This window comes from Pseudomonas sp. EA_65y_Pfl2_P78, assembly GCF_963970495.1.
GTDB classification, from domain to species: domain Bacteria; phylum Pseudomonadota; class Gammaproteobacteria; order Pseudomonadales; family Pseudomonadaceae; genus Aquipseudomonas; species Aquipseudomonas baetica_A.
This window is the reverse complement of sequence record NZ_CAXAON010000016.1, coordinates 14,463-37,742: the sequence shown is the minus strand read 5'-3', so window position 1 is coordinate 37,742 and position 23,280 is coordinate 14,463. Positions and strand designations below refer to the sequence as shown.

Below are 23,280 nucleotides of genomic sequence, written 5' to 3'. Positions count from 1 at the left end.
AGACAAGTTCAGCGACAGGCACCGGCCTGCTGGCTGCAATGGAATGCACACGTCCGGAGGACGGCGCAATGAGCAACGTGGTGGTTGTCTATCACAGCGGCTATGGGCACACGCGGGTCATGGCCGAAGCCGTGGCGCGAGGCGTCGAACGGCATTTGGGCAGCACCTGTCGGTTGATTGCGGTAGAGGAAGTGGATGCCCATTGGGATGAGTTGCATTACGCCGATGCGATCATCTTCGGTGCGCCGACCTACATGGGCAGCGCTTCGGCGGGGTTCAAGCAATTCATGGAGGCCAGCGCGGCGTTCTATCTGGCCAAACCGTGGCGCGACAAAATCGCCGCCGGGTTCACCAACTCGGGCAGCCTGTGTGGCGACAAGCTCAACACGCTGCTGCAAATGGCGGTGTTTGCCGCGCAACATTCGATGATCTGGGTCGGTCTCGACCTGCTTCCGGCGCGTTCAGCGGCCGGATGCTTTGATGGGCAATTGAATCGTCTCGGCAGCTCACTTGGCGCCATGTCGCAATCCAATGTCGAACAGACGCCCGACCAGGCGCCACCGCCTGAAGACCGGTGCACAGCGGCGCACTTGGGCGAGCGGGTCGCGCGTTTGGCGCAGCGCATGGCGCAAACGTGAGCCCCACCCTACAAAGCGATGCAAACGCTTGCGACTGGCGCAGGCTGCGATCGTTTGATTTTGCTGCCTTGCGCCTCACGACAGCGCCAGGCGAACGGATTGATCCCCTCGCTGCGGGTGAAGATGTGACAGAAGTGCGCCTGATCGCAGAAACCGCATTCCAGGCTGATTTGCGTCAGGCTCAAGTCGGTGTGCAGGATCAAAAGCTTGGCGCGGGCGATGCGTTGGGTGCGGATCCATTCTTGCGGTGAAAGCCCGGTGCTGCACTTGAACGCCCGGGAAAAGTGACTGCGCGACAGCGAACACGCTTGCGCCAGTTCCGTGACTTCCAGACTGTCGTCCAGACGCTCGAGAATCAACTGTTTGACTCGCCGTTCGCGTTGCGGACTGAGACCGCCGAGGCGCGGTGCGTGAGGTTCGCTGGCAGGGGCGAGGGCGACGCTGTGTTGTACGTGAACCATGGCCAATGTCCGTGTCGGTGGGGAACGCACGTTCGGCACTTTCCCCCAGGTCAAAAAAACAACGTTTCGCTGAGGGTTTCATTGTTGGGCGGGGCCAGAGGGCTGACGAGTTAAACGTTGTTAATTGCGCCGCGAAGCGTTGAACTCAGCACATCGCTGCAAGTCAGCCTGTGGCAGATCGGCGAAGATGATGAAGACGCCGGGCGCGTCCGCGTGTCCGCTGATGTTGGAGGCACGCAGAGTGGCTGTCGGGGATGTAAGGCCCTGACAAACCCGCCGCCAAAGTGCCGTTGATCGAGTAAAGTAAGTCGCACTCGCGCCTGACTGAACAAGACTTCCAAGTAAGGAACAGATGCTCATGAACCGTAACGATCTGCGTCGCGTCGACATGAACCTGCTGGTGATTTTCGAAGCCCTGATGTTCGAAAAAAACCTCACCCGGGTCGCGGAAAAACTGTTCATGGGTCAACCCGCCGTGAGCGCGGCGCTTGGTCGTTTGCGTGATCTGTTCGATGATCCGCTGCTGCTGCGCAACGGTCGCGCCATGGAGCCGACCGCCCGCGCCCTGGCCATTCTCAAGGAATTGCAACCGGCGATGGACGTCATTTCCGGCGCTGTCAGCCGGGCCAAGGAGTTCGAACCGGCGAGCAGTTGCGACGTGTTCCGCATCGGCCTGTCGGACGACGCCGAATTCGGTCTGTTTCCGCCGCTGTTGCGTAACCTCCAACAAGAGGCGCCGGGGATCGTTGTGGTCGTACGGCGTGCCAACTACCTGCTGATGCCGGCGTTGCTGGCCTCCGGCGAAATCTCCGTCGGCGTCAGCTACACCACCGACCTGCCGGCCAATGCCAAGCGCAAGAAGCTGCGCGACATCCCTTGCAAAGTCCTGCGCGGCGACGACCGCCCGGGGCCAATGACGCTGGACGAATACTGCGAGCGTCCGCATGCGATGGTGTCGTTCTCTGGCGATTTGAGCGGCAACATCGACCTGGATCTGGCCAAGCTCGGCCGTTGCCGTCGCGTGGTGCTCGGCGTGCCGCAATTCAGCGGCTTGCGCGCGTTGCTCGCCGGCACCGAAATGATCGCCACCGTGCCCGATTACGCCGCGTGCGCGCTGGTCGATGGCTGCGCTCTACGCGCTGAAGACCCGCCGTTCCCGATTGATGCCGCGCAACTGTCGATGGCCTGGAGCGGGGTGCATGACAACGACCCGGCCGAGCGCTGGCTGCGATCCAGGATCAGTCAGTTCATGTCGGCATCGCTGGACATCCCGCCCGCCTGACGCTGCACACCTTTCCTGAAAATGACACAACACCCTGTGGGAGCGGACTTGCTCGCGAAGACGTCGGATCAGCCAGCATCATCGTTGAATGACACAGCACTTTCGCGAGCAAGCTCCGAAAGGTCTCTTTAGTTCCTTTTGGTTTTTGCTCGATCTGAGAAGAGAGCACATCCATCCAATTTCGCCCCGCCCCGCATTGGCATTATTGAGCTCAATGACATTTAAAGGGTCGGGTCATGAATGCCTTGCAACGCGACGAACGGGCGCGCGACGTCGGTTTACTGTTTCTACGGGTCAGCGGCGGTCTGTTTCTGCTGTGGGTGCACGGTTTGCCCAAGCTGCTGGACTTCACCGCGCAACTGCAACTGATCGAAGACCCATTCCACCTCGGTGCCCACCTCACGCTGATTCTGGCGATCTTCGCCGAAGTCCTCTGTCCGCTGTTGATCGTCGCCGGTGTCCTGGCGCGATTGGCCTGCTTGCCTATTCTATTTGTGCTGCTGGTCGCGCTGTTGGTCGTGCATCCGCAATGGAGTGTGGCCCAAGGGCAGTTCGGCTGGTTGCTGTTGATCGTGTTTGCCACTGTGTTTATCGCCGGGCCGGGACGGCTGGCGCTCAATGTTCGCCTGCCCGGAGTGCTGCGTTATGCCTGATAGCCCCTTTCAGAATGCACCCGGGAGCGATGAGATTGTCACGCTGATCGTCAAGCATCGGGTCAAGGCCGGTTTTGAAAAGCCCTATGAGGCCTGGTTGCGCAATATCGTCAGTGTGGCGGGGCGCAGCGACGGGCATCTGGGGGTCGATGTGATGCGCAGCAAGCATGGCGGGCTGGATCTGTTCACCTGCGTGCTGCGGTTTTGCTCGACCGAGGCGATGCAGCGCTGGCTCGACTCTGAGCAACGCCAGGCCCTGATCAATGAAGCCGCACCGATGCTCGCCGACGGCGACCAGACCGAAGTCGCACCGATCAACGAGTTCTGGTTCTCCCCACTGGCCGATGCCGCGTCACCGCCACCGCGCTGGAAACAAGCGGTCATCACATTGCTGGTGATTCTGCCGCACACCTTGCTCGTGCCGCTGATCTGGGGGCCGCTGCTCAAGCTGCATCCGCTGCTTTCCAACTACGTGGTGGGCACGTTCCTGATCACCCTGACCATCGTCGTGTCAGTGGTGTACGTGTTCATGCCCCGCGTGACCCGTTTGTTCGCGCCGTGGCTGGAAGCCAGTCAGGCCCATGAACACATTGACCCCGACGAACACCCGTCACGCTGAACCCCATTCACTTTTGTCGAAGGAACTGCGATGAACGCTGATCTGATTCTGTTCAATGGCCAATTTCATACCGTAGACCGAACCAAACCGCTGGCCAGCGCCGTGGCGATCAAGGACGGTCGCTTCGTGGTCGTCGGTAACGACACCCAAGCCATGGCCCTTCGCGGCTCGGCCACACAAGTGGTCGACATGCACGGGCGCTGCGTCATCCCCGGTCTCAATGACTCGCACTTGCACCTGATCCGTGGTGGTTTGAACTACAACCTCGAACTGCGCTGGGAGGGCGTGCCATCGCTGGCCGATGCGCTGCGCATGCTCAAGGAGCAGGCCGACCGCACACCGACCCCGCAATGGGTACGCGTGGTCGGCGGCTGGAACGAATTCCAGTTCGCCGAAAAACGCATGCCGACCCTTGAAGAACTCAACCAGGCCGCGCCGGACACCCCGGTGTTTGTCCTGCACCTGTACGACCGCGCCTTGCTCAACCGCGCCGCGTTGCGTGTGGCCGGTTACACCCGCGACACGCCCAACCCGCCGGGTGGCGAGATCGTGCGCGATGCCAACGGCAACCCGACCGGCATGCTGGTGGCAAAACCCAACGCGATGATTCTGTACTCGACCCTGGCCAAGGGGCCGAAGCTGCCACTGGAATATCAGGTCAACTCGACCCGCCAGTTCATGCGTGAACTCAATCGCCTCGGCCTGACCAGCGCGATTGATGCCGGCGGCGGTTTCCAGAACTACCCGGACGATTACCAAGTGATCGAGCAGTTGGCCAAAGACGACCAACTGACCGTGCGCATCGCCTACAACCTGTTCACCCAGAAACCGAAAGAAGAGCTGACCGATTTCCAGAACTGGACCGGCAGCGTAAAGTTGCACCAGGGCGACGACTTCCTGCGGCACAACGGCGCCGGCGAGATGCTGGTGTTTTCGGCGGCGGACTTCGAAGACTTCCTCGAACCGCGCCCGGACCTGCCGCAAACCATGGAACAGGAACTCGAACCGGTGGTGCGTCACCTGGTCGAGCAGCGCTGGCCGTTCCGTCTGCACGCCACCTACAACGAATCGATCAGCCGCATGCTCGACGTGTTCGAGAAGGTCAACCGCGACATTCCGTTCAATGGTCTGCCGTGGTTCTTCGACCACGCCGAAACCATCACCCCGCAGAACATCGAACGCGTAAAAGCGCTGGGCGGTGGCATCGCGATTCAGGATCGCATGGCGTTCCAGGGTGAGTATTTCGTCGACCGCTACGGCAAGCAGGCCGCTGAAGCCACACCACCGATCAAACGCATGCTCGCCGAAGGTGTGCCGGTTGGCGCGGGCACTGACGCAACACGGGTATCGAGCTACAACCCATGGACGTCGCTGTACTGGATGGTCAGCGGTCGCACCGTCGGTGGCCTGGCCTTGTACGAGGAAGGTTTGCCGCGCACCACCGCGCTGGAGCTGTTCACCCACGGCAGCGCCTGGTTCTCGTCCGAGCAGGGCAAGAAAGGCCAGATCAAGGTCGGACAACTGGCGGATCTGGCGGCGCTGAGCGCCGACTTCTTCCACGTCGAAGAAGAAGCCATCAAGTGGATCGAGTCAGTGCTGACCGTGGTCGGCGGCAAGATCGTTTACGCCGCAGGCGACTTCCAGGACCTCGGCCCGGCCAGCGTGCCGGTGCTGCCGGACTGGTCGCCGGTGGCGAAAGTCCCGGGCCACTGGCGCCAGAACGCGCCATTGCAGGCGCAAGTACACCAGTGCGTCGGCGCGTGCGCCGTGCACTCGCACAGCCATGAAAAGGCCCGCCTGTCGAACGCACCGGTCAGCGATTTCGCCGGTTTCTGGGGCGCGTTCGGTTGTTCCTGCTTCGCGTTCTGATCCTTACAACAAAGCGCCGACCCCGACGGTCGGCGTCTCACGCAACAACCATCCACCGAGGAGTTTCACATGAGCAACGTTCCTTACTCGCGCCTGAACAAAGACGATGCCGTCGTGTTGTTGGTCGATCACCAGACCGGTCTGATCTCGCTGGTGCAGGATTTCTCGCCGAACGAATTCAAGAACAACGTGCTGGCACTGGGCGACATCGCCAAGTTCTTCAAACTGCCGACCATCCTGACCACCAGTTTCGATGCCGGCCCCAACGGCCCGCTCGTGCCTGAACTGCTTGAACAATTCCCGGATGCGCCATTCATTCAGCGTCCAGGTCAGATCAATGCCTGGGACAACGAAGATTTCGTCAAGGCGATCAAGGCCACCGGTCGCAAGCAACTGATCATCGCTGGCGTGGTGACCGACGTTTGCGTGGCATTCCCGACCCTGTCGGCGATTGCTGAAGGCTATGAAGTGTTTGTGGTGACCGATTCATCCGGCACCTTCAACACCACCGTGCAGCAAGCGGCATGGGCACGCATGTCGGCCGCCGGCGCACACCTGATGAACTGGTTCGCCGTGGCTTGCGAGCTGCAAGGTGACTGGCGCAACGACATGGAAGGCTTGGCACATTTGCTCTCGGAACGCCTGCCGAACTACCGCAACTTGATCAACAGCTATACCAAGTTCACGGCCAAGTGATGAACTGAAAAATGCCCGCAAATTTGCGGGCATTTTTGTCTCTTCGCCGCCGCAAAACTGCGTTGGCAAACGCTGTGGCGAGAGATTTCGCTTAGTTCAGATGAGTCTTGAGTTCAGCCGCTGCCTGACGTACTGCAGCCTTCACCTCAGGAATCTGACTCAGCGGGTTGAGCAGCCCGAAGTCATGAATCATCCCGTTGTAACGCACGGCGGTCACCGGCACACCCGCTGCATCCAGATGCCGCGCATAGCCTTCGCCTTCATCACGCAACACGTCGAATTCGGCAGTCTGCACCAATGCAGCGGGCAAACCCTTGAGTTGTTCGGCGCTGGCATTCAAGGGCGAGGCGTGGATCTGTGCACGTTCGGCCGAGCGGGTGGTGTAGTTGTCCCAGAACCACTGCATCATGTTTTTGGTCAGGAAGTGGCCCTCGGCAAACTGCTGGTACGAACCGTCGTCGAATTGTGCGTTGGTCACCGGCCACATCAGCAACTGGAAACGCAGGGCCGGGGTTTTCTGTTCCTTGGCCATTAACGCTACGACCGCCGCCATGTTGCCGCCGACGCTGTTGCCGGCCACCGCCAGACGCTTGCCGTCGACGCCGATGTCCTTGCCGTGCTCAGCCACCCATTTCGTGGCGACGTACGCCTGGTTGATTGCGGTCGGGTACTGCGCTTCCGGCGACGGCGTGTAATCGACGTACACCGCGACGGCGCCGGAGCCCACCACCAAGTCACGAATCAGGCGCTGGTGCGTCGGGAAGTCCCCCAGCACCCAGCCGCCACCGTGGAAGAACATGAACACCGGCAACTCGCCTTTGACGTTGGCCGGACGCACCACTTTCAGGTTGATGGTCTGACCGTCGACGTTGATGGCCTTGTCGCTGACTTCCACGCCGGACAGATCAACCTTCACCGAAGCCTGTGCGCCGGTCAGCACGGCACGGGCGTCTTTCGGGCTCAGTTGCTCAAGCGGTTTGCCACCGCCAGCCGCGAGGGCTTCGAGGAAGGCTTGAGTGTTGTGTTCGACGCCGGGGCTGCCCGCGGCAAACGCGTTGCCGATGGAAAGAGCGAGGAGGGAAGCGGTCAGGGTTTTCTTGACGAGGGTCATGGTGGAAATCCTTTTGAGTGTTTTTAGGGGATGTGCCTTGATGGCGGGCTGCTGTGGCACTGGGGTTCAGGCCTCAGCAACACCGTGAGCACAGATTAGTGGGGTGCCGAACAGCGAAAAAGCGGCTATAAAGCGTTTAACTGTCCACCAGAGAGTGACAATGAACCCGTTCGAAGACATGCGTATTTTTTGCCAGGTCATGGACTCCGGCAGCTTCACCGCAGCGGCCGATCAGTTGGGCCTGTCCAAGCAGTTCGTCAGCCGTCGGTTGATGCAATTGGAAGAGCGCCTTGGCGTGCGCTTGTTGAACCGCTCGACCCGGCGCCTGGACGTCACGCCGCTGGGCCAGAGCTATTACGAGTCGGCGCTGCGGCTGCTCGGCGAAGTCGAGCAAGTGGAGCAGAGCATCGCCGGACAAACCGCCGAGCCGCGCGGGACGATTCGCCTCAGTGCACCGCTGTCGTTTGCCGTGGCGCATCTTGGATGCCTGCTGCCGGTGTTTTTGCAGCGCTATCGTGAAGTGACGGTGGAAGTGGATCTGAGTGATCGCCCCGTTGACTTGCTGGGCGAGGGTTACGATCTGGCGCTGCGCATTGGCGTGCTGGAAGACTCGACCCTGATCGCCCGTCGCATCGCCTCCATCGAGCGGGTGTACTGCGCCAGCCCCGCATACCTCACCGAACGTGGCACGCCGCTCAGCCCTGAAGATTTGCACAGCCACGACTGCCTGCCTTATGGGCACGGCCGCTCGGTGCAGTGGCGGTTCAATGCCGGGCAAGGCAAGCCGGTGTTGGTCAACGTCACCGGACGGATGCGCGTGAACAACGGCGAGTTGCTCAGGGACGCGGCGGTGCAGGGGATGGGGATCACTTACCTGCCAACGTTCATTGTCGGCGCGGCGCTGAAGGACGGGCGACTGGTGCCCGTACTGGATGACCTGCGGCCCGAGCCGCTGACGTTGTCGGCGGTGTATCCGCAGCATCGTCAGGCCTCGCGCCCAGTGCAGGCGCTGATCGAGTTTTTGCGTGAGCGCCTCAATCAAGGCAACGTCGCTCTCTAAGCTCACGCAAATGGAAATGTGGGAGCGGGCGACGGCTTACAAAGTCGCAACAACCACAATTGCCTGGCTGATCTAGACTCCGACCGCTCAATCAAGCGCATCGTGCGGAGTACGCCATGGAAGTGCCGAACAATAAGAACGCTATCGAAAGCAATCGTCAGGCGTGGAACGATTCCGCCCGCCACCATCAGGACTCCCCTGACTGGCAGGCGCTGCTGACTGACGTCGCACAGGCAGGTTTCTCGTGCCTCGACGACACACTGCGCGGGTTGCTGGAACAGGTCGGCGTTGACGGTAAAGATGTGATTCAACTGGGCTGCAACAACGGTCGCGAAAGTCTCTCGCTGTTCGCCCTCGGTGCGCGGAATGTGGTGGGTGTGGATCAGTCGAGCGCGTTTCTCGATCAGGCCCGCGAGCTGAACAGCCGTTCAGCGCACAACGCCGAATTCGTTGAATGCGATATCCATCACCTGCCGGCGTCGTTGCAAAACCGCTTCGACGTAGCGTTGATCACCATCGGCGTACTGAACTGGATGCCGGACATCGGCGAATTCTTGCGCCACGTTGCGCAGACCCTGAAACCGGGCGGGAAACTGGTGATCTACGAAACCCATCCGTTTCTGGAAATGGTCGATCCTGACGCCGAGGACCCGTTCCGCCTCGCCAGCTCCTACTTCCGCGCCGAACCGTTTGTGCAGCAAGAGCCCATCGTCTACGTCGGTAAGGTCGAGCAACCGGCGGCGAAGTCGTACTGGTTCGTGCACACCCTCGGCGCGATCTTCAGCGGCGCCATCGGGGCAGGGCTGAACATCGCGCACTTCAAGGAGTATGCGCATTCGAATCGGGAAGAACTGTACGACCGGTACCTGAATCAAGAGGCGCAGTTGCCGTTGTGTTTCACCCTGGTTGCCAGCAAGAGCTGACGCTGTCGCAGCCACTGGCCGCGAAGGCGGCACCAAAGCCGCCACACCTTTTGGGGTTGATTCAAGTCTGCGCCGCCGCACTCACCACCGGCCGCCCCGGTTTGCGCAGTAACTCCAGGCGTGAGCCCTCGTAGCGGGTCTCACGGAAGAACCGCCACCGCCCAAACAAGCAGTAGAGGTGCGTCACGCGGCCCTGTTCTTGATAGCCCATACGAATGTGCAGTTTCATTGCCGGGATGTTGCGGGTTTCGCAGACGTCGACGACTTTGTTACAGCCCTGGGCGGCCATGGCTTCCCACAACGCCACTTGCACGTCCACCGACAGGCTGCTGCCGAAATAGGCGCGGGTCATTTCGCCGCCGAATTCGAAGAACTCGCCGGGTTTGACCGGGAAGTTGCAGCCGTAATAGTGGCGGTCGTGATAGTCGCGAATGCTGCCCCAGATGAACGCCACCGCGTGACCGTCGGCGTCGAGGTACATGTGCCCGGTGTGACCTTCGGCGGCGAGTTCGGCCATGGTCGCCACGCGGTCACCAAAATGCTTGGCAAACGCGCCGGCATTGTGCGGTGTGATATCGACTTTGCGCAGGCCCTCATAGGGGCGCAGCTTGTGCGGCGGCACCGGGCTGACCAGGTCACGTTCCATCCACAACAGTTCCCAATGGAAGAACACGTAGCGTTTCCACAACGTGCCGACGGTGTGGCTCAGGCCTTTTTGCTTGATGCGTTCACGCAGTTTTCCGATAACGTTCATGATGCCCTCTTTGGCCGAAGCCCAGTGTTGTGGATGTCGCTTTTTGTGTTTATAGATCAAGCCTTTACATGCCTTTCAGAGTGCCATTTTCGAAAATGTTGAAACGTATGCAAGTCAATCGAGTGCCGTGGCACCGCTTGGAAAGTCCTTGTTCAGGTCGGCGTAGCAAACCCGTGGAACGCCCATCAGCCGCTGCGCTAACACGCGGCTCAGGGATTCGCCGGGGTTGAGATACGCGTCACCAAAGTCGGCCCCGAGTTGAGTCGGATGGGCGACGATTTCCAGTACGCCGTCGGTCGGCGAGCTGCCGTTGCGCAAATCCACGGGGGTGCACACGTAGTCCGCCGTTGCGCCGGCCAGACGCTGCAAACGCCAATTGAGCCAACCTTTGAAAACGCGTTTGGGCAGATTGAGGTTTTGCCCCAGATTGCGCGCCAACCGAATCGGTACACCGTGATGCGCAGCGAAGCGCGCGACGATCTCGCCGATCGGCAAAATGTTGTGCACATGCTGGTGCGAGTCGATGTGACTGGGACGCACGCCATGATCGACGCAGCGTTGCCACTGCGCCTGCAATTCTTCATGCACCGCCTCACGGTCTTCGCGACTGAGCCACAAACGGTGGCGCGGCAGGTTGAGGTCGAATACGCCATGGCTGTCGCAGAACGTTCGGCGCTCCACAATCGTCCGGCTCAGCGGTCGCCCGTAAGTCAGGTTGAAGTGCAGCCCGACCCGGCCCTCAAGCAAGGGCTGCCGAGCCATGGTGCACGCGGCTTCGAACGCTGGCATGTTGGCCATGGCGGTGGCGGAACTGATGACCCCGGCCTGAAACGCCGCGAAGATCACCGCGTTTTCGTTCGGGCTGAGGCCGAAATCGTCAGCGTTGACTATGACTTGGCGAGGCATGTTCGCCCTCCGTGGTGATCGCGACAGGTTTGACGACAGGTGCAGGTTTGGCTGCACGTTTTGCCCGCCACCGTTGCAGTGTCGGTTTGAGCCGGTGCCAGACGCGTAATGCCAGACCCAGCGCCAGGCCACTCGGGCGCCAGGAATAGAAACTCCAGCGCCAGTGTTCCAGTTGCCCGGTCATGCGTTCGTGCAGTTGGTGGCTGGAGTTTTCCAGGCTGACCCGTGAGGCATCGATCCAGCGCCAGTGGTCGTCCAGGCCCCAGCGAATCCATTCCTCCAGCAGCACCCGGCCGCTGCCCAGATCGGCGTATTGCGGCAGGAAGGCGAGGTTGTAATCGTAGAGCCGGCCCTGTTCGAGCAAGCCCAGGCGATAGCTGATGCAGCGCCCGTTCAACTCCAGCGTCACCACCCGCACCAAGCCTTGGCCGGCGAGGGCAATGAAAGCACGCTCGATCAGATGGCGACTGCGTTCGCTGGCGAAGATCCCGACGCCTTCGTCGCCTTTCCAACTGACCGCTTCGACTTCGCCGATGACCTGCAACAGCGGACCCATGCTGATCGCGTCCGGAATGATCCGCCGTACCTGAGCCCCGCACGCGGCGATGCGCTTGCGAGCCCGGCGCAGTTTGTAGCGTGGATCGCCGGACACTTCCTGATGATCCGCCTCGCTGATCAGGTGCACAGGCGCCCGACAACTGAGCCGTCGCTCGCCCGCAGAGCTGTGTGCCATCCATTCGGTGAGGCTACTTTCCTCACCGGCCGGCTCCGAGAGTTCGTTGAGCTGAAGCAGTGCATGGGGCAGGCGTTGGCGAATCAATACAAGGGCCTTGCGCATGTCCTCGCCGGCCAGCAAAGAGAGCAGGGCCAAGCGATCAGCCAACGGATACCCCAAGTGGTGCAACACCCGAAACCGCAACCCGGCGAAGCGCTCACGACTCGCCACCAGCGGTAGGCACAGACGCAATTGATCCGCCTCCCATCCCAGCAGGATGTGCAGGCGCTCACCCTCGCCAAGGGCCTGCTCGGCCGCACACAACCAGCCAAGGTTGTTGAACGGCGTGTGGTCCGTCACGCGCAGGCGCAGCGCTTCATACGCTGTTGCCGGAAAGTCGGCGGCGCACAATGAAGTACGCCATTCGAATCGCGTCGCCATGGGCTCAGGCCGCCGTTACTGTGACGGGTGGACGGGAAGGTTTGCGTAGCGCTTCCAGGCGCGAACCGCTGTAGCGGGTTTCGCGGTAGAAGTTCCAGCGACCGAACAGGGTGTAAATGTTCATGATCCGGTGTTGCTCGGTGTAGCCCATGCGCAGGTGCAGCTTGAGCGCCGGGATGTTGTGGAATTCGCAGACGTCCACGACCTTGTTGCAGCCCTGGGCGGCCATGGCTTTCCACAGCGCCAGTTGCAGATCCACCGACAGTTCGCTGCCCCAGTAGGCTCGGGTCAGTTCGCCGCCGAATTCGAAGAACTCGCCGGGTTTCACCGGGAACAGACAGCCGTAGTAATGCCGGTCGAGATAGTCCCGCGCGGTGCCCCAGATGAACGCCACGGCGTCGCCCTGATCGTCCAGGTGCATGTGCCCGGTGTGGCCTTCTCTGGCCAGTTCGGCCATGGTGCCGACGCGGTCGCCAAAGTAGCGGGCAAAGGCACTGGTGTTGTCCGGCGTGATTTTCACCACCCGCAGCGGCGGGTAGGGTTTGAGGTTGTGCGGGGGGACGGGACTGACCAGATCACGCTCCATCCACAGCAATTCCTGATGAAAGAATACGTAGTGCTTCCAGGCCTTGCCGAAGGTGGCGCGCAGGCCTTTTTGTCTGATGTGTTCGCTGAGTTTTTGCACAATGTTCATGGTCTTGACTCCTGATGACGATGCATCGCGTGGCCCAGGCCAACGCGGCGGAACATCAAAGGACGGTTCATGACGCTCTCCAGCGGAGCGAGAACAGGGTTTGCCCCGGCAGGTCGAAGCGCACGCGTCCGTCCTTGCAGGCAAACGGCGCATCGCGGCTGCGGTTGTCGGCGCCGAAGTAGCGCAAGGCGCCATTGTTCAGCGGACACTGGGTGCCGCTCAGGTCTACACGTTGCAGGCGGGTGCCTTTGTTGACGCCCAGCAAGCCACGCTGCTCATCGCTGGACATCGCCAGCACGTCGACTTCAAACCCATCGTTGTCCAGCGCCAGGACGTTATGCAGCCAGTGTTGCGCGATGAATTGCTGGGCCAGACCCACTGGTTTGAGTTCGAAGCGTTGTTCATCGGCCGAGACGCGCAGCATGCCTTTGGGGTACTGCGGTTCATCGGCGGCCTGGAACCAGTTGAGCATGCTCAGCAAGCCGTCCTGGGAGGCGTTGATCACCACCGACGCCCACCACAGCGCGGCGTAATGGGTTTCCTGATCGTAGGGGCTGAGGCTGGAGCCGCTGGACAAATTGGTCTGATCGAGCAGCAAGGCTTTGCGTGGCTGGCCTTTGTCGTCGAGGCCAACGAGTTCGGCGGCGCGGCGTACGCTGTCGCGGTAGACGCGGGTGGCGAGCAGGTCGCGAATCATCCATTCGTGCCACGCCAAGGCGTCGACCTGATCGCCGGATTCGCTCAGCAAGCGCCGTGCCCAATCGATACCACGCTTGTCTGCCGCGTTGTCAGCGAACGGCCCGTTGACCAGCCGCGAACTGGCCGGCATGGCGATACGCACGCCAGCCTTGGCGTTCGCCGGGTCGCTGCGCACCTGCCGGGCCATGCTGGCGAAGATCGCCTGATACTGCGCGTAGCTGGAGTAGTTGAGGTTCGGTTCGTCGGCAAACCCGATGTAGTGGGTGCCTTTGCCGCCGAGCGTGCGGGTACTGGCGAGCCACGCATCAAGGCCGCTGTTGCTTTGTACGTCGGCGCGCAGATCAGCCTGACGCTGGCTGCCGGCGAGCAAGGTGATGTCCTGCTGGATGCCGAAACGATTCTGATAGAACTGACGGAACGCGTCCTCGAAATGCCGGTTCTTCGCCGTCACATCAACAAAGCTGTAGTAACTGGCGGCAGTGGGTTTCAGCGCATCGAGGGCGGCATAGCTGGTGGTGGGCGGCATCACATAGGGCAGGGCGATGCCCAGATCCGGCGTGCGCCCGAGCACTTTGTCGTGCAGGGTCAAGCGGGTCTGGCCGACGTCTTCGCGCAGCGGTTTGAGCTGTTGTGGATTCTGCGCAAACAGATTGGCCGTGCCGTCGAGCCAGAACGCGGCTTTGCCGCTGCCTTGCAGGCGCAGGCGCCAGACTTGTTCACGCTCACTGACCGGCAGCGCGACCTGATCGAACTGCCAATAGGCTCGGTACGGTTTCAGGGCCAGCGTCAGTGCCTGACCATCACCCACCCGTTGCGCCTGCAGCGCACTGACGCCGCCATGAAATTTACCGGCCAGCACCGCGCGCTCACCGGGCGCGACCTTGAAATACAACATGTCGCCGTTCTGGGCTTGAACGCTGAAGTGCACTTTGGCCGGGGCGAACAGCGCGACCGTGTGTTCATCGTGTTCTATCCGGTAATTGCGGAAGCTGTAGCCGGGGATTTCCAGTCGATAGCTGGCGGCGCCGGGCGCCAGACTCCAGCGCTGGCTACCACGGGTTTCACTGGCCTTGATGAACCTGTCACCTTGCAGTTTGCCTTGGCCGTCGAGCAGGTACAGATGCTCTTCGTTGGCATCCGCTTGCCACGCCGGGGTCCAGCGCACGGTCACGTTATCGGGTTGATCGGTTTGCAGGTACAGGCTGGCGTCGCGGATTTCGCCCCAACGCATCGACGCCGCGAAGGCGTCCAGCGAGAGGCCGAGACCGAACAGCAGGGCCAGGCCTTTCATGCGGCTTTGCGACGTTGCAGCATCAACCACATCGGGGTGATGTCGCTGGGCAGGATGATCAGGGTTTGCCAGAACGGCACGCCGCTCAGACGGCAGTACAACACCAGCATCGCCACCGTGACGGCGAGATAGGCAATCGACGAAGCCGCCGCTGCGCCGACAATCCCGTAGGCCGGAATCAACACCAGGTTCAGCGCCAGATTGAGCAAGGCCCCCAGCCCCATCAGCAAGGACACCGTGCCGGGGCGATTTTTGCCCAGCAAGTCCAGACGCAGAATGCTCGCATAGCACAAACCCAACAGCCCCGGCAGTAACGCGAGCAGCGCCGGATAGGCCGGTTGGTAGGCGATGCCGAACAGGGTGACGATCAGCCAATTGCCGATCACCGCCATGCTCAGGCATGCGCCGAGCATCACCGTTGCGGTCAGGCGTAGCGCCAGCGGGGTGACTTTGTCCATGCCTTCGTCCTGTTGCAGCAGGCGTTTCATCAACGGCGTGGTCACCGCTTCCGGGACGATCAGCAGCAGTTCGGCGGCGGCGCTGGCCATGGCGTAATGACCCAGCGCGGTGCTGCCGAGCAGGGCGCCGATGAACAAATAATCCGAGCGCAAAATCACTTGCTGGAACAACAGGTCGGGATGGCTGCGGGCGCTGTAACGCAGCAGCTCTTTCTGGCTGGCGCGATCCCATTGCAGTTGCAACGGTTGCGCCCGTTTGAGCCAGACCCAACCGACCAGCACCACCAGGCTGATCCCGGCCAGCCAACTGATCAGTGCCGCTTCAAGGGCGGCGCTTTTCCACATCCAGAAAAGCCCGAGAAACATCAGCAGCGGTGCCAGCGACTCCACCAGGCGCAAGGCATTGAATGCGACCACGCCGCCGGACGCGTTGTGCAACGTCAGCAAGCCGCTTTTCAACACCGTCAGCGGCACTGCCAACAGCAACAGCCAGGCGAGCAGGCCAAGCTGCGTGGTCACATCCAGTTCACCGCCAAACTCGCGCACCAGCGCGACCACCAGCAGGGTTAACAGCGCCGCCAGCAAGCATCCGAAAACCAGCACCTGACTGAGCAACACCCCCAGCGGCCTTTGTTTGGCGGCCTGATAACCGACCGCCGAATTCAGCCCGCCACTGGTGGCCGCGCTGATCAGGTCGGGCAAGGTGCTGAGCAATGCAAACAGCCCGCGTTCACTCGGCCCGAGGATCCGCGCCAGCAGCACGTTGCGCAGTAAACGCAGGGCGATCATCGCCAGTTTGGTGCCCATGCTCAGCGCCAAGTGCTTGAGGTAGCGGCCTCGGCTCATGGTCGTGCTCCGCGAAATATCCGCCACGACAGCAGTTGCGGATTGCGCGCCGTGCGCTGACTGACACCGAAACGCGGCAGGTTCAGCGGATCGCCTTCACCGCGATAGAGGCCGGTGCTGGTGCCCAGCGCAAACGGATAATCGTGATCGGCAACCTGCTTGCGCACGCGCTCGTCGTTGTCGCCGTTGGGGTAGCAATACACCGGCAGCGGCCGATTGCAGCCGTTGTGCAAGGCATCGCGGCTGCGGCTGATTTCTTCGCTCAGGCGCACATCGTCAAGGCCGGTAAGGATCGCGTGACTGGCGCCGTGGGGGCCGAAACGCACCAGACCTGAGGCTTCCATCGCGCGCACCTGATGCCAGTCCAGTGCCTGCGGTTGCGATTCTTGCGGGCACTCATCGGTCAGGCGTTCAAGTTCTTGCGGTGCCAGTGTCTTGAGCCCTTGCAGGTAATGCAGCAGTGCCAGGCTGCGCCGATCGACATCAATGTCATCGAGCAACACCGGCAGCGGATGGCCCGTGGCATGCAAGCGCTCGATCAAATGCATCCGTGCCTTGTCGCCGTGGCTGCCCCACAGGGTTTCGCCCACGGCCTCCCACCAAAAACGTTGACGGCTGCCGATGAAATCGGTCGAAAGGAAAATGCTCGCCGGCACCTGGTGTTTTTGCAGCAGGGGGAAGGCGTTGACCGCGTTGTCGCGCCAGCCGTCGTCGAAGGTCAACGCCACCCGTGGGCGTTCGGTGCGCAGGGAGTTGGGCTGAAGGATTTCCATCAGCGGTACGCATTCGAAGTGGCGACGCAGCCACACCAGCCAATGCTCGAAGGCCTTGGGCCCGACGCACAGCTCATTGCGGTGGGGCAGGTCGGCGGCGCGGTCGTTGGACAGCACCCGGTGCAACATCAGAATCACCCCGGCGCCCTGCAACTGGTTTCGGCCCACGGACGAGTTGAGATAGAGCCAGCCACTGGTGCTTTTTATCAATTGTTTGATCGCCATGGCTTCGGTCCTTTTAGCGGTTCTGTTCAGGATTCCACTGGGCATAGCGCTGGCCGCGCAGGAACTGCCACAAGCCAAGACTCATCCCGGCGAGGGTGACCAGCACAAAGGCGGCGAGGCGGAAGGGTTTGGGCAAGCGGTGTTGCGAATCCATCAATCCGGCTATCGCCACGGCGTAGCCGAACAGTTGTGCAATGAGGCTCAGGCGATAGAAACCGTGCTCGCTCCACAGCCAGAAGTTGCTCAGCAACAATGGCAGCAAAAGGATTGGTGCCAGGCGGCGGATCAGTTTGTGGCTGATCAGCGCGATCGAATACAGGCCATATTTCAGCGGATTGAGCAGTTCGCGGCGCTGAGCGAGGCTTTGCAGCCCGCCGACGGTGACGCGTTGACGACGACGGAACTGTTTGTCGGCTTCATCGACGCCTTGGTCGATGACCTGCGCTTGCGGTACATAGACGATGCGTTTGTGCGCGACCGGCGCGCAGGTGCTGATAAAGAAATCGTCGTTAACCTCTGCCGGCACGTTCTGGAACAACTCGCGGCGCAGCGCGAGCAGGGCACCGTCGGCGGACACCATGCAACCGGTGCGGTTTTCCACCCGGCGCAGCCAGCCTTCGTAATGTCGATACAGGCTATCGCCGACGCTCAAGCCGCCACCGGTGACCGGGATCACCATGTGCCCGGCACAGGCGCCGATTTGCGGGTCGCTCAATGGCGCCAGCAAATGTCCGAGGGTGTCGCGTGACCATTGGTTGTCGGCATCGGTGAACACCAGAATGTCGCCCGTGCTCAGGGCCACGCCGGCGTTAAGCGTCGCCGCTTTGCCTTGGCGCGGCAGGTCGAGCACGGTAATGCGCGGATCGACGACGTTGTGTGCACAAGCCACGGTGTCATCCGTCGAGCCGTCGCTGGCGAGAATGATCTGCAAACGGGCAGGCTGATAATCCTGGGCCAGCAGCGTGCGCAACTTGTGCTCGATGTGCCGCGCCTCGTTGTGGGCGGCAATCACGATGCTGATGTTCAGCGGCGGCGTTGGGCCATGCCGGCTGGCCGCGAACAGAGGCGCCAGTATCGTCAGCAAAAGCGGGTAACCCACATACGCGTAGACCGGTAGCAACAGGCACATCCAGAAAATGAACTCAGCCACGGGCAGGCCTCCTGGCATTCCAATGACACAGACTGAGAATGAACGCGGCGCCGGCCAGGTGCAGGCGTACCCAGTGCAGGCCCCACAGTTGCAGGGTCAGCAAGAGGTCACGATGCTTGATGCTTTGGCGAATGCTCAGCACCAACCCCGGCACCAGGGTCAATATCAGCATGGCCGCCGCGTGATGAGGAAAATTGTCGAGCAGGGCCGAGATCGCCAGAAAGTCGAGGAGCCAGACCAGCAGCGAAAGCATCGGGAAACGCAGCAGACGCAGGCTGTAACCGTGGGTGCGCAGCAGTTGCAGATGACTGCCCTGACGCCACATCTCCTTGCCCATCCACTCGCGCCAGTTCATTTCGTAACCCCAGTGCAGGGCTTCGTTGTCGTTGATCGACAGCAGCAACGCACCGTTTTCACGCAGGCGCAGGGTGAACTCCTTGTCTTCGCCGGTACGCAGGCTTTCATTGAAACCGCCGACCTTGTCGAACCAGTCACGGCGCATCAGCAGGTTGGAGCTGGGCAGCCAGTCCACGACGTGCGAGGCCTGCGCGCAAATACGCTGGGTGCGACGCTGCCACGCGATGGCGTACCACGGCGCTTGTGCCGGGATGCCCAGGTCCAGCGCAAACACATCGGCCTGACCACTGGCGTGCAGATCGAACAGCGGCTGCAGCCAGTCTTGCGGCATCTCAACATCGGCATCAATGAAGGCCAGCCAATCACCGGTTGCGACCGCCGTACCGCGATTGCGCAGGGCGCCGATCAGCAAACCCGGATGCACCAGCACTTGTGCGCCAAACTGGCGGGCAATGTGCGGGCCGTCATCGCTTGAACCGTTGTCGACCACGATCAGTTCGCACTCGACGCCGGCGGCGTGGGCGGCTTTTTCTGCCGACAGCAAGGTGCGGCCAATGTGCCGGGCTTCGTTGTACATCGGGATGATGATGCTGATTCGGCTCATGCAACGGCCTCCGTGATCGGTTCTTGTTCGGCTTTCAGGCGCAGCACCCAGGTCATGGCAAGCATGATCCACACGTATTTCTGGTTCGGCGCACTGAGGAACATCAGGAACAACGTCAGCGACAGGAAACTCACGCTCAGGTGGGTCATCAGGTCCGCCTGTTGCCAGTCGCGTCGGCGCATCCACACGGCGCGTGCGCGGATCAGGTTGTACAAGCCGAGCCCGAGCATGCCGACGAACATCAGGCCGGCGGGAATCCCCAGTTCGCTGAAGATTTCCAGATAAGTGTTGTGAGCGCGGCGATAGAGGTCACCGATCTTGCGGTTGGCCGAAAACGCCTTGGCGTAGCCGGTGGTCGCGTAGTGCAGCGCGAAGGTGCCGGGGCCGGAGCCCAGCAGCGGGTTCTCGCGGATCATCTGCGTACCGACAACGATGTAGGAAGCACGGCGGCCGAGGGATTCGTCGTTATGGCCCTTGGCGCCGGCACTTAATACGCTCAAGGATTGAATGCGCGCCAGGTAACCGGCGGGCATCGCATAGATTGCCAGCGGAATCACGATGGCCGCGCCGAGCATGGCGAAGCCCAGGTGCCGTGGGCGAATTCGTGTCATTTGCGCGCGGTAATGCCAGCCGCCGATCAACAGACTCAAGGCCACGACCACCAGCCCTGAGCGCGATTCGGTCTTGGTCATGCCGCCGAGCAACAGCAGGCAGCACGCGCCCCAGAACAACCGATGCAGCAGGTTAGGGCCGCGAATCACCAGCAGCAGCCCCAGCGGGATGGCGAAGGCGATCAGCATCGCGAAGGCGTTGGGGTCTTCGAGCAGGCCGGCAGCGCGGCCCTGATCCTGGAATCTGGTCGAGAACATCGCCATCGCGCAGGTGCTGCTGACGGCAAGGGTGACCAGTCGGGCGAACAGGTCGAGGTTCAGCTCGCGGCCGATCAACAGGGTGATGACAAACAGGATCAGCCCGACGCTGAGCTCGCGCAGATGCTCCAGCGACATGCCCATGTCATCGGTGTTCAGCAGGCTGAGGAAGTACAGAACCATGAACCCGATCAGGTAACGCCAGATATTGCTGCGCAGGCGTTCGGAGGGAATCTGATGCAGCGCCAGTTGCAGCATCAGAATCACCGCCAGCGAGGCACCGAGCAGTTTGCTGCCGGACAGCGAACTGTCCTTGAAGAAACCTTCGAACGGCACCAGTGCGGCGATACCGAGCAGGCCCCAGGTTGGCTTGCGGTACAACACCGTGAAACCCACCAGGCCCAGCACCGCTCCCGGTGCCAGATACGGATAGGGGCTGGCCAGCAAAGCGATGCAGACCAGACCGAGCAGACTGACGATCGAGAGCGGGAAAATCATGCGCGTGCCTCCCGTGCCGTGCGGATGTAGAGCTGCGACCAGCGTTCGGCCAGGGCCTTGAGGTCGTAGCGATCCTGTTGCGTGCGTTTGGCGTTGTCGCGCAGTTGTCGCGCCAGTTTGGGCTCGCTCAACAACGTTTCGAGCTGATGGGCGAGGGCGGTGCTGTCGGTCGGAGCGGCGAGCAAGCCGTTGTGCCGATGTTCCAGCACATCGGGAATTCCGCCGACACCAAACGCCACCACCGGCACGCCGGCCTGCATTGCCTCCAGCAAAATCATCGGTGTGCCTTCGGTGCGCGAGCTGATTACCAGCGCATCGAGCTGCTGCCACCACGGTTGCATGGCCGTCTGATAACCCGGTAAACGAATCCGTTGCTGCAAACCGGCGTTGTCGATGCGTGCCTGCAACGCCTCGCATTCCGGCCCGTCGCCGAGCATCACGGCGTCCAGTTGCGGGTGCTGATGACACAGCGGGATCAGCGCATCGAGAAACAGATCCGGGCCTTTCTCGCTGCTCAATCGGCCAACGTAACCGGCCAGCCAGCGTTGCCGACCCGCATCGGGAACCATCGCCGCAGCCGCCGGCAAACCATTGGGGATCACCTGCAACTTCTCGGCCTGTACGCTGGCTTCGCGGTGCAACACCGCGATGCTTTCTGCCACGCAGACCACCCGATCCACCGACGCGGTGCGGCACAGTTGCAGGCTGAGCCAGGTGTAGAACTTCTGCTTGCGACTGCGCGGCGTGAAGCCGTGTTGGGTGATGACCAGCGGCAGGCGCAACAGTGTCGCGCCCATCCAGCCAAACAGCAGGCCTTTGAAGTTGTGCGTGTTGATCAGCGGCTTTTCACTGCGACGCTGACGCAGGTGCCGCAACAACTCCCCAAGCCCGCCGCAGCCACGGCCATCCACCCCGGCTTCGCGAAAGCGCTCGATCAATTCTGGCGGCGCGTCGAGAAACAGCACCTGATGCTGCCCCGGCGTCGCCAGACAATGATCCAGCAACATCCGCTCGGCCCCATAGAAACCGCCGCTGCTGAGCAAATGAATGATCGGCAGCGCGGTCTTCGGGGTGGACACGGTGTTCAATTGCGCACCCAGTGCAGGAAGCTCGGCACCGTCCAGTTTTTGTGCGGATTGCTCGGTAGCACGTTCTCGTCGTTGATCACCAGCAACACCGGCAGACCAAGCTCGTGGCTGATTTGCGCCGGGTGTTTGAAGCGATGGTCGAAGAACTCACGCACATAGACCAGGGCAATGGCCAGCAGCAGACCGGTGAACAGGCCGAATGGAATGATCAGCATCGGTTTCGGGAACGCCGCTTCGGTGGGTTCGAACGGCGGGCTGAGCACCCGGGCGTTGGACAGATCGTCGTTCAGCGCGCCGACGGTGCTGCTCTCGGCGAAACGCTGGGCGTAGGTCGAGAACGCGGCGTGCATGGCGTCGATTTCGGTGTCCATCTGCCGCAGCTTGCTTTGGGTTTGCTGCAGGTCACGGATACGGTTCTTGAATTCGGCGATGCGTGCGGTTTTCTGATCGATCACCTGCTTGACCACCGAAAGATCGTTGGTGCGCTCCTGAATCCGGTTGCTCACCACCTTGAGGAACTGCTGGCGGGTGCGGCCGATTTGCTCGCGGGTCAGCAACATGGGTTCACTGCCAGGCTGGAACACCGCAAGGTCGTTCATGTAGCGGCTGACCTGAGTGGTCAGTTGCTCGCCCAGTTGTTTTATTTCCCGATCTTCGAACGCCACATTGTCGACGGTCGTGGTGAAGGTGAAGGGGAAGGTGTAGTCGTTGAGCTTGTTGTTGCTGCTGGCGGCGGCCAGCGCGGTTTTCAGGTATTCGAGCCAGCGCTGGCTTTGCAGCAGGCGATCGCGATACAGGTTCAGTGCCTGTTCCTCGGTGTTGATCGCGTTCAGGCGGAAGGTGATTTCTTCCTTGGGATCCGCCGCACCGACACTTTCGAGCAGTGCCTGACGGTTGCCTTCCAGGCCGTCGAGCCGTACTTGATACAAGTGCTTTTTGGATTCGTAGAAGGACTGCGGCAGGTCGATCGATTGCAGCGCCTGACGGCTCACCAGATAGTTTTGCAGCAGGGCCGTGACAAAGGTCGTGCCTTGGTGCGGGTCCGGGAAGCTGTAGATGATCGAGATCACGTTGGAGCCCGGCAGGGTCTCGATTTTCAGGCTGTCGATGGCTTGTTGGGTCAGCGCATCTAGGGCTGTGTCACGCACCGGGTCGGTTTCCAGCCCGAGCATGTTGCGCGTCGGGTTGATCACGTATTGACGCAGTGGCGAGGTGAAGTAGCGCTTGAAGGGCTCGCTCACCAGTTTGTTGAACATGCCGGGCGAGGGCGTATATTCGCCTTTGTCGCGCAGTTCGCTGATGGTCTGACGGATCAGCGCCGGCGAGCGGAGGATGTTGCTCTCGGTTTCCATGTCCGCCAGCGACGGCGGAATGAACGTGGCGTTATCGACCGTCAGTGACGTGGTGGCGTCACCCTGGGAGAGTTTTTTCGACTGCACGATCACCTGTGCGGTGATATCGAAGCTCTGTTTGAGCACCAATGGCAGCAGCAGGGCGATGACTGCAAAGATCAGGAAGACCCGTTTCACCAGTTGCTTGTTGGCGAAGAAGATCCTGAAGAACTCATGCAGGTAGTTTTCCTTTGGATTCATGATCGTTC

General features: G+C 61.3%; 22 protein-coding genes. 8 read left to right on the top strand and 14 right to left on the bottom strand.

The genetic code is table 11. The annotated features are described in order from the left end of the window. Window positions 1-68 precede the first annotated feature (68 nt). Window positions 69-638 (top strand): flavodoxin family protein, encoded by a 570-nt coding sequence (locus AACY02_RS14410; protein ID WP_339432531.1) that lies wholly within the window; start codon window positions 69-71, stop codon window positions 636-638. An 8-nt stretch (window positions 639-646) separates the two neighbouring features. Here AACY02_RS14410 and AACY02_RS14405 read toward each other — a convergent pair whose 3' ends face one another. Then, complete coding sequence (locus AACY02_RS14405; protein WP_339432530.1) at window positions 647-1,099, bottom strand: AraC family transcriptional regulator; 453 nt, start codon at window positions 1,097-1,099, stop codon at window positions 647-649. Between the two features lie 358 nt (window positions 1,100-1,457). On the opposite strand from AACY02_RS14405, the gene AACY02_RS14400 reads away from it, so the two are divergent. From AACY02_RS14400 to ycaC, 5 genes are all read left to right on the top strand, one after another. Then, a complete protein-coding gene (locus AACY02_RS14400) occupies window positions 1,458-2,381 on the top strand; it encodes a LysR family transcriptional regulator (RefSeq protein WP_221729543.1) in 924 nt (307 codons plus the stop codon). A gap of 236 nt (window positions 2,382-2,617) precedes the next feature. Then, window positions 2,618-3,034 carry a DoxX family protein gene (locus AACY02_RS14395; RefSeq protein ID WP_339432529.1) on the top strand — a complete coding sequence of 139 codons (417 nt, stop codon included), beginning with the start codon at window positions 2,618-2,620 and terminating at the stop codon, window positions 3,032-3,034. Then, the gene (locus AACY02_RS14390; RefSeq protein WP_339432528.1) at window positions 3,027-3,653 is read left to right on the top strand and encodes an antibiotic biosynthesis monooxygenase; all 627 of its coding nucleotides are present in this window, start codon (window positions 3,027-3,029) and stop codon (window positions 3,651-3,653) included. The genes AACY02_RS14395 and AACY02_RS14390 overlap by 8 nt, the downstream gene beginning before the upstream one ends. A gap of 30 nt (window positions 3,654-3,683) precedes the next feature. Further along, a complete protein-coding gene (locus AACY02_RS14385; RefSeq protein WP_339432526.1) occupies window positions 3,684-5,522 on the top strand; it encodes an amidohydrolase in 1,839 nt (612 codons plus the stop codon). A gap of 69 nt (window positions 5,523-5,591) precedes the next feature. Beyond that, window positions 5,592-6,218, top strand: coding sequence for an isochorismate family cysteine hydrolase YcaC (ycaC, locus tag AACY02_RS14380; protein ID WP_339432525.1), 627 nt, complete (start codon window positions 5,592-5,594; stop codon window positions 6,216-6,218). A gap of 91 nt (window positions 6,219-6,309) precedes the next feature. Here the strand turns inward: ycaC and AACY02_RS14375 are convergent, their stop codons facing one another. Further along, a complete protein-coding gene (locus tag AACY02_RS14375) occupies window positions 6,310-7,329 on the bottom strand; it encodes an alpha/beta hydrolase (protein WP_339432524.1) in 1,020 nt (339 codons plus the stop codon). 160 nt (window positions 7,330-7,489) lie between these two features. Here AACY02_RS14375 and AACY02_RS14370 point away from each other — a divergent pair, with 160 nt between their 5' ends. Next, window positions 7,490-8,389 carry a LysR family transcriptional regulator gene (locus AACY02_RS14370; protein ID WP_339432523.1) on the top strand — a complete coding sequence of 300 codons (900 nt, stop codon included), beginning with the start codon at window positions 7,490-7,492 and terminating at the stop codon, window positions 8,387-8,389. A 116-nt stretch (window positions 8,390-8,505) separates the two neighbouring features. Beyond that, complete coding sequence (locus AACY02_RS14365) at window positions 8,506-9,312, top strand: class I SAM-dependent methyltransferase (RefSeq protein ID WP_339432522.1); 807 nt, start codon at window positions 8,506-8,508, stop codon at window positions 9,310-9,312. 61 nt (window positions 9,313-9,373) lie between these two features. Here AACY02_RS14365 and AACY02_RS14360 read toward each other — a convergent pair whose 3' ends face one another. From AACY02_RS14360 to AACY02_RS14305, 12 genes are all read right to left on the bottom strand, one after another. Continuing rightward, window positions 9,374-10,066: an N-acetyltransferase gene (locus tag AACY02_RS14360; RefSeq protein WP_339432521.1), complete on the bottom strand. Its 693-nt coding sequence runs from the start codon at window positions 10,064-10,066 to the stop codon at window positions 9,374-9,376. Between the two features lie 114 nt (window positions 10,067-10,180). Next, window positions 10,181-10,972 carry a ChbG/HpnK family deacetylase gene (locus AACY02_RS14355; RefSeq protein WP_339432520.1) on the bottom strand — a complete coding sequence of 264 codons (792 nt, stop codon included), beginning with the start codon at window positions 10,970-10,972 and terminating at the stop codon, window positions 10,181-10,183. Then, window positions 10,944-12,128: a GNAT family N-acetyltransferase gene (locus AACY02_RS14350; protein WP_339432519.1), complete on the bottom strand. Its 1,185-nt coding sequence runs from the start codon at window positions 12,126-12,128 to the stop codon at window positions 10,944-10,946. The genes AACY02_RS14355 and AACY02_RS14350 overlap by 29 nt, the downstream gene beginning before the upstream one ends. A 4-nt stretch (window positions 12,129-12,132) precedes the next feature. Beyond that, complete coding sequence (locus tag AACY02_RS14345) at window positions 12,133-12,822, bottom strand: N-acetyltransferase (RefSeq protein ID WP_339432518.1); 690 nt, start codon at window positions 12,820-12,822, stop codon at window positions 12,133-12,135. A 67-nt stretch (window positions 12,823-12,889) separates the two neighbouring features. Further along, complete coding sequence (locus tag AACY02_RS14340; protein ID WP_339432517.1) at window positions 12,890-14,812, bottom strand: hypothetical protein; 1,923 nt, start codon at window positions 14,810-14,812, stop codon at window positions 12,890-12,892. Further along, window positions 14,809-16,116, bottom strand: coding sequence for an oligosaccharide flippase family protein (locus AACY02_RS14335; RefSeq protein WP_339432516.1), 1,308 nt, complete (start codon window positions 16,114-16,116; stop codon window positions 14,809-14,811). The genes AACY02_RS14340 and AACY02_RS14335 overlap by 4 nt, the downstream gene beginning before the upstream one ends. After that, complete coding sequence (locus AACY02_RS14330) at window positions 16,113-17,114, bottom strand: polysaccharide deacetylase family protein (protein ID WP_339432515.1); 1,002 nt, start codon at window positions 17,112-17,114, stop codon at window positions 16,113-16,115. The genes AACY02_RS14335 and AACY02_RS14330 overlap by 4 nt, the downstream gene beginning before the upstream one ends. A 13-nt stretch (window positions 17,115-17,127) precedes the next feature. Beyond that, window positions 17,128-18,264 (bottom strand): glycosyltransferase family 2 protein, encoded by a 1,137-nt coding sequence (locus AACY02_RS14325; protein WP_339432514.1) that lies wholly within the window; start codon window positions 18,262-18,264, stop codon window positions 17,128-17,130. Next, window positions 18,257-19,225, bottom strand: coding sequence for a glycosyltransferase (locus tag AACY02_RS14320; RefSeq protein WP_339432513.1), 969 nt, complete (start codon window positions 19,223-19,225; stop codon window positions 18,257-18,259). Before AACY02_RS14320 ends, AACY02_RS14325 begins: the two co-directional genes overlap by 8 nt. Then, a complete protein-coding gene (locus tag AACY02_RS14315) occupies window positions 19,222-20,592 on the bottom strand; it encodes an O-antigen ligase family protein (protein WP_339432512.1) in 1,371 nt (456 codons plus the stop codon). Before AACY02_RS14315 ends, AACY02_RS14320 begins: the two co-directional genes overlap by 4 nt. Continuing rightward, window positions 20,589-21,680: a glycosyltransferase family 4 protein gene (locus AACY02_RS14310; protein WP_339432511.1), complete on the bottom strand. Its 1,092-nt coding sequence runs from the start codon at window positions 21,678-21,680 to the stop codon at window positions 20,589-20,591. Before AACY02_RS14310 ends, AACY02_RS14315 begins: the two co-directional genes overlap by 4 nt. Beyond that, window positions 21,677-23,272, bottom strand: a complete 1,596-nt coding sequence (locus tag AACY02_RS14305) for a GumC family protein (RefSeq protein WP_339432510.1) — start codon at window positions 23,270-23,272, stop codon at window positions 21,677-21,679. Before AACY02_RS14305 ends, AACY02_RS14310 begins: the two co-directional genes overlap by 4 nt. Window positions 23,273-23,280: the final 8 nt, after the last annotated feature.

What these genes read in the sequence shown, in the direction of transcription:
- AACY02_RS14365 (WP_339432522.1), top strand. Translation starts at nt 8,506, where the DNA reads ATGGAAGTGCCGAACAATAAGAACGCTATCGAAAGCAATCGTCAGGCG.
- AACY02_RS14315 (WP_339432512.1), bottom strand. Translation starts at nt 20,592, where the DNA reads ATGATTTTCCCGCTCTCGATCGTCAGTCTGCTCGGTCTGGTCTGCATC.
- AACY02_RS14400 (WP_221729543.1), top strand. Translation starts at nt 1,458, where the DNA reads ATGAACCGTAACGATCTGCGTCGCGTCGACATGAACCTGCTGGTGATT.
- AACY02_RS14340 (WP_339432517.1), bottom strand. Translation starts at nt 14,812, where the DNA reads ATGAAAGGCCTGGCCCTGCTGTTCGGTCTCGGCCTCTCGCTGGACGCC.
- AACY02_RS14385 (WP_339432526.1), top strand. Translation starts at nt 3,684, where the DNA reads ATGAACGCTGATCTGATTCTGTTCAATGGCCAATTTCATACCGTAGAC.
- AACY02_RS14395 (WP_339432529.1), top strand. Translation starts at nt 2,618, where the DNA reads ATGAATGCCTTGCAACGCGACGAACGGGCGCGCGACGTCGGTTTACTG.
- AACY02_RS14305 (WP_339432510.1), bottom strand. Translation starts at nt 23,272, where the DNA reads ATGAATCCAAAGGAAAACTACCTGCATGAGTTCTTCAGGATCTTCTTC.
- AACY02_RS14355 (WP_339432520.1), bottom strand. Translation starts at nt 10,972, where the DNA reads ATGCCTCGCCAAGTCATAGTCAACGCTGACGATTTCGGCCTCAGCCCG.
- AACY02_RS14320 (WP_339432513.1), bottom strand. Translation starts at nt 19,225, where the DNA reads ATGAGCCGAATCAGCATCATCATCCCGATGTACAACGAAGCCCGGCAC.
- AACY02_RS14330 (WP_339432515.1), bottom strand. Translation starts at nt 17,114, where the DNA reads ATGGCGATCAAACAATTGATAAAAAGCACCAGTGGCTGGCTCTATCTC.
- AACY02_RS14345 (WP_339432518.1), bottom strand. Translation starts at nt 12,822, where the DNA reads ATGAACATTGTGCAAAAACTCAGCGAACACATCAGACAAAAAGGCCTG.
- AACY02_RS14370 (WP_339432523.1), top strand. Translation starts at nt 7,490, where the DNA reads ATGAACCCGTTCGAAGACATGCGTATTTTTTGCCAGGTCATGGACTCC.
- AACY02_RS14335 (WP_339432516.1), bottom strand. Translation starts at nt 16,116, where the DNA reads ATGAGCCGAGGCCGCTACCTCAAGCACTTGGCGCTGAGCATGGGCACC.
- AACY02_RS14360 (WP_339432521.1), bottom strand. Translation starts at nt 10,066, where the DNA reads ATGAACGTTATCGGAAAACTGCGTGAACGCATCAAGCAAAAAGGCCTG.
- AACY02_RS14405 (WP_339432530.1), bottom strand. Translation starts at nt 1,099, where the DNA reads ATGGTTCACGTACAACACAGCGTCGCCCTCGCCCCTGCCAGCGAACCT.
- AACY02_RS14375 (WP_339432524.1), bottom strand. Translation starts at nt 7,329, where the DNA reads ATGACCCTCGTCAAGAAAACCCTGACCGCTTCCCTCCTCGCTCTTTCC.
- AACY02_RS14410 (WP_339432531.1), top strand. Translation starts at nt 69, where the DNA reads ATGAGCAACGTGGTGGTTGTCTATCACAGCGGCTATGGGCACACGCGG.
- ycaC (WP_339432525.1), top strand. Translation starts at nt 5,592, where the DNA reads ATGAGCAACGTTCCTTACTCGCGCCTGAACAAAGACGATGCCGTCGTG.
- AACY02_RS14350 (WP_339432519.1), bottom strand. Translation starts at nt 12,128, where the DNA reads ATGGCGACGCGATTCGAATGGCGTACTTCATTGTGCGCCGCCGACTTT.
- AACY02_RS14390 (WP_339432528.1), top strand. Translation starts at nt 3,027, where the DNA reads ATGCCTGATAGCCCCTTTCAGAATGCACCCGGGAGCGATGAGATTGTC.